The sequence below is a fragment of the Streptomyces boluensis genome (assembly GCF_009908195.1).
In the GTDB taxonomy this organism is placed as follows: Bacteria; Actinomycetota; Actinomycetes; order Streptomycetales; family Streptomycetaceae; genus Streptomyces; species Streptomyces boluensis.
Genome location: NZ_JAAAHS010000504.1, coordinates 1 through 4,739 on the forward strand (window position 1 = coordinate 1; position 4,739 = coordinate 4,739).

Below are 4,739 nucleotides of genomic sequence, written 5' to 3' on the forward strand. Positions count from 1 at the left end.
CCGTAGTCCCTAAGGCGGACCCCCGGAGATCCGCTGTGCAGGGGACGACCAGGTGAGCCGGGCCCGCCTACCGTTCAGAGCGTGACCCAGACCAAGACCCAGACGCAGTCCACATCCCCGCCCCGCACCGAGGCCAGCCTCATCCGTGCCACTCTGCAAGCGTTCCGCAGCGACCTGTTCACCGGGGCGTTCGCGTTCCGGCCGTTGGAGCCGCTCGTCGTCGAGGGGGACGGTGCCTCGCGGCTGCTGCGGGTGATACCGAAGTCCCGGCGCCGCTCCGCGCGTTGGCTGCCGCACGTCGGGGTCGGCCTGGTCGCGGTGATCGTGTTTCTCGGCGGGGCCTGGATGCCGGCCCAGGAGTTCACCGAGGGCGTTCTCATCGGTCTTGTCGCCCTGGCCCCGGTGCTGATGACGCTGTTCCGGCCGGTCGCCGCGCTCTGGCTGTCGTTCGCGGTGACGGTGCTGACGGTGCCGCTCACCCGCGACATGATCTTCCCGTGGACGGTGCCCGGGTTGCTGGCGCACCTCTTCGTGATCGTGTTCGTGACGAGCCGGTCCCGGCCGCGGGTGGCCCTGGAGCTGTGGGTGCTCACCTTCGCGTTCTCCGTCGCGTTCGGGCTGCTGATCGGCGAATCGGGTCCGACGCTCGTCACGGCCGTCGCGTCCGGCCTGTTCCTCGCCGTCGCCGCCTCCGTACGCGGCTGGTCGTCGGCGCGGCACGAGGTGCACGCGAAGGAGCGTGAGGTCGTCGCCAAAGAGGAAGTGACCCTCGTCGAGCGGTCCAGGCGGACCCTCCTGGAGGAGCGCACCACCATCGCCCGCGAGCTGCACGACGTGGTGGCGCACCACATGTCCGTCGTCGCCATCCAGGCGGAGGCCGCGCCCTACCGGGTGGAGAACCCGCCGCCCGAGCTGACCCAGGCCTTCGCCACGATCCGGGAGAACGCGGTGGCCGCCCTCACCGAACTGCGCCGCGTCCTCGGCGTGGTCCGCTCCGCCGACTACGAGGCCCCGGACGCGCCCCAGCCCACCCTCGGCGACCTGGACGCACTCGTCGCCAACGTCCGCGAGGCCGGCCTGACCGTCGGCCTCACCGTCACCGGCGCCGTCCGTGAACTGCCGTCCGGCGTCGAGCTGTCCGCGTACCGCATCGTGCAGGAGGCCCTCAGCAACGCCCTGCGGCACGCGCCCGGCGCGACGGCCGACGTCGAGGTGTCGTACGTGCTCGGCGGGCTCGGCCTGCGCATCGTCAACGGCCCCGCGACCGGCCTGCAGAAGCCGACGCCCGGCACCGGGCACGGGCTGACCGGCATGCGGGAGCGGGTCGCGATGCTCGACGGCGAGATGACGACGGGCCCGGCCGCCGACGGCGGGTACGAGGTCACGGTGTTCCTGCCCGCGCGCGGCAGCGACGAGGAGCGGTCCGTATGAGCGCCGACATGAGCGCCGACCGGGCCATCCGCGTACTGATCGCGGACGACCAGATGATGGTCCGCGAGGGTTTCTCCGTCCTGCTCGGCGCGATGTCGGGGATCGAGGTCGTCGGGGAGGCGGTGAACGGCCGCGAGGCGGTCGCGAAGGTCGCCGAACTCGCCCCGGACATCGTCCTCATGGACATCCGTATGCCCGAGCTGAACGGCATCGAGGCCACCCGCGAGATCGTCGCCTCCGGCACCGAGACCCGGGTCCTCGTCCTGACCACCTTCGACCTCGACGAGTACGTGTACGAGGCGCTGCGAGCCGGCGCCTCCGGCTTCCTCCTGAAGGACGCCTCGGCCCGCCAACTCGCGGACGGCGTACGGGTGGTGGCGTCGGGGGAGGCGCTGCTCGCGCCGACCGTGACGCGGCGGCTGATCTCCGAGTTCGCGAAACTGGCCGACACGGCGGTGGTCCGGGCCCCGGCCGCCACGCAGATCGGGGAGCTCACCGAGCGCGAGACGGAGGTCCTCGTGCTGATCGCGCAGGGCCGTTCCAACGCGGAGATCGCCGAGCATCTGTTCGTCGCCGAGTCGACGATCAAGACTCATGTGAGCCGCATCCTGGTGAAGTTGGGCCTCCGCGACCGCACCCAGGCGGCGGTGTTCGCGTACGAGGCGCGCCTCGTCACCCCGTCCTGAGCCGCGCCCCGTCCTGAGCCGCGCCCCGGCCTAGGACGCGCGCTCGTCCTCCGCCGCCCGCCGGGCCGCGCGGCGGTTCAGTACCCGGGCGGCCAGCGCCCACACCAGGGTCGGGAGCGCCGCCCCGGCCAGCGCGACGAGCGGCAGCTCCTTCCACAGCACGGACAGGTCCATGCCGTTGCTCTCGAAGGCCCCGCCGAGGTGCACCTGGGTCCGCTCGGAGGTCGCCCACAGCACGACCGCGCCGACCGCCCCCACGAACGCGCTGCCGCACCCGCCGCACCCCATGACCACATTTCGCCCCATGGTCATGGAGGACGCGGCGGGTGGGCACGGGGTTCCCGGCCGCGCGCCGGCGCTCAGCCGGTCTGGATGTCCCGGCGGCGAAGCCCGGCCAGGCCCACCGCGGTGAGCGCCACCGCGAGCGCGAGGAGCGCCGCGAACGGACCCCACTCCATCGCGTTGCCCGGCAGCTTCGGCAGGTGCTCGAACGGCGAGAGCTTCAACGCCCAGTCGGGCAGACCGAACGCCGCGCCCAGCCAGCCGAGGCCGAGCGAGACCCCCGCGTACGCCCAGCCGAGCACCGCGACCCGCGGCAGCAGCCCGTACACGAGCACCGCGAACGCGCCGATCAGCCAGATCGCCGGGACAAGGGCGAGGCAGCCGCCCACGATCGCGCCGGTCTGCCTGCCGTGGCCGAGGGCGAAGCCGAGCCCGGCGAGCAGCATCAGGAGCGCCGCGCCGCCGAACGCGATCGCCAGGTGACCGGCCGCCCAGCGCACCCGCCCCACCGCGCCCGCGAGGATCGGCTCACCGCGCTGCGAGGTCTCCTCGCCGTTGAGGCGCAGCACGGACTGCACCACGTACACGGCGGCGACCATGCCGAGCATCGAGATCATCGCGGCGAGGAAGGCGTCCGTGACCCCGGCCTGGCCGCCGAGCCGGGCCAGCATCTCCTTGGTCTGGGCGTTGTCGCCGACCAGATCGGCGGCGCCCTCGGTCATCGAACCGAACATCACGCCCGTGACGAGGAAGCCGATGCCCCAGCCGAGCAGGCTGCCGCGTTGCAGCCGCCACGCGAGACCCCCTGCCGTGGCGAGCCGCCCGTTCGCCGGTCCCGGCCGTGCGGGGACGAAGCTCATGCCGATGTCCCGCCGCCCGGTCAGGACGTACGCGAGCACGCCCTGTACGAGTACGGCCGCGACGATGAGCAGCAGTACGGCCCAGCGTTCGTCGGCGAACGGCCGCAGGTTCTCCGCCCAGCCGACCGGCGACAGCCACGTCAGCACATGCGAACCGTCGGCCTCCGCCGCGTCGCCCGCGGCCTTCAGCACCCAGGCGAGCCCGAGCACCCCGGCCGCCGCGCCCTTGGCGAGCCGTGCGGTCTCGGTCAGTTGGGCCATGACCGCGGCGAGCGTGGCGAACACCATGCCGACCCCGCCGATGCCGAGCCCGAGGGCCAGCGCCCCGCCCGTACCCTCCCCGGCCAGGCCGAGGACGACGAGCAGCGCGATACCGGCGTTGGCGATCAGCGCGACGAGCAGCGCGGCGGTGAGCGGTGCGCGGCGGCCGACCATCGCGGCGGACAGCATCTCCTGACGGCCCGTCTCCTCCTCCTCGCGGGTGTGCCGGACCACGATGATCAGGCTCATGATCGCGGCGAAGGCGGCCATGAAGGCGAGGTACCGCCAGGCGACAAGCGCCCCGAGGGAGTCATTGAAGACCGGCCCGTACAGGGAGCGCAGCGAGCTGTTGGCGGTCATCGAGGTGACGACCCCGGCCCGCTCGGCGGGGGTGTTGTAGAGCTCGCCGAGGGTGTTCGCGGCGCTCGCGGTGGTGCCGCCGACGAGCAGCACCCAGAGCGGCACCATGACCCGGTCCCGGCGCAGCGCGAGCCGCAACAGGGCGCCCGTACCCGCCAGTTGACGCGAGCCGCCGAGGCGCGGGGCGGTGGCGACAGGGCTGAGGGCGGTCATCGCGACAACGCCTTCTCGGTGGGGCCGCCGCTGCGGGCGCCCGGCACGTCGTCCTGGTAGTGCCGCAGGAACAGCTCCTCCAGGGTGGGCGGTGTGCTGGTCAGCGACCGCACCCCGGACTCGGCGAGGGACCTGAGGACCGCGTCGAGCTTGTCCGAGTCGACCTGCAGCGTGACCCGGTGGTCCCGCACGTCGAGGTCGTGCACGCCGGGCAGGGTGCCCAACGCGCCGGGCGGGCCCGCGAGTTCGGCGGTGACGCTGGTCCGGGTCAGGTGGCGCAGCTCGGCCAGCGAGCCGGTCTCGACGGTCACGCCCTTGCGGATGATCGACACCCGGTCGCAGAGCGTCTCGACCTCGCTGAGGATGTGGCTGGACAGCAGGACCGTACGGCCCCGGTCGCGCTCCTGGGCGACACAGTCCTGGAAGACCTCCTCCATCAGCGGGTCGAGTCCGCTGGTCGGCTCGTCCAGGATCAGCAGGTCCACGTCCGAGGCGAACGCGGCGACCAGGGCGACCTTCTGCCGGTTGCCCTTGGAGTAGGTGCGCCCCTTCTTGGTGGGGTCCAGCTCGAACCGCTCGATGAGCTCGGCCCGCCGGGCCGTGTCGAGCCCGCCCGCCCGTCTCCCGCCACCGCCCTGCCTGACGC

General features: G+C 73.0%; 5 protein-coding genes. 2 read left to right on the forward strand and 3 right to left on the reverse strand.

Translation table 11 applies throughout. The features are described 5' to 3' along the window. Positions 1-81: 81 nt before the first annotated feature. Both GUY60_RS34720 and GUY60_RS34725 read left to right on the forward strand, forming a co-directional pair. A complete protein-coding gene (locus GUY60_RS34720) occupies positions 82-1,431 on the forward strand; it encodes a sensor histidine kinase (protein ID WP_161705213.1) in 1,350 nt (449 codons plus the stop codon). Further along, on the forward strand, positions 1,428-2,117 hold the full coding sequence (locus tag GUY60_RS34725) for a response regulator (protein ID WP_161705215.1): 690 nt from the start codon (positions 1,428-1,430) through the stop codon (positions 2,115-2,117). Before GUY60_RS34720 ends, GUY60_RS34725 begins: the two co-directional genes overlap by 4 nt. A 30-nt stretch (positions 2,118-2,147) precedes the next feature. On the opposite strand, the gene GUY60_RS38370 is transcribed toward GUY60_RS34725, so the two are convergent. From GUY60_RS38370 to GUY60_RS34740, 3 genes are all read right to left on the reverse strand, one after another. Continuing rightward, the gene (locus GUY60_RS38370; RefSeq protein ID WP_187370200.1) at positions 2,148-2,429 is read right to left on the reverse strand and encodes a hypothetical protein; all 282 of its coding nucleotides are present in this window, start codon (positions 2,427-2,429) and stop codon (positions 2,148-2,150) included. Positions 2,430-2,476: 47 nt separating this feature from the next. Next, positions 2,477-4,093, reverse strand: a complete 1,617-nt coding sequence (locus tag GUY60_RS34735; protein ID WP_161705217.1) for an ABC transporter permease — start codon at positions 4,091-4,093, stop codon at positions 2,477-2,479. Then, positions 4,090-4,739 (reverse strand): ATP-binding protein DrrA1-3 family domain-containing protein (locus GUY60_RS34740; protein WP_161705219.1); only part of this gene is annotated, 650 nt, incomplete at its 5' end. The genes GUY60_RS34740 and GUY60_RS34735, both read right to left, overlap by 4 nt.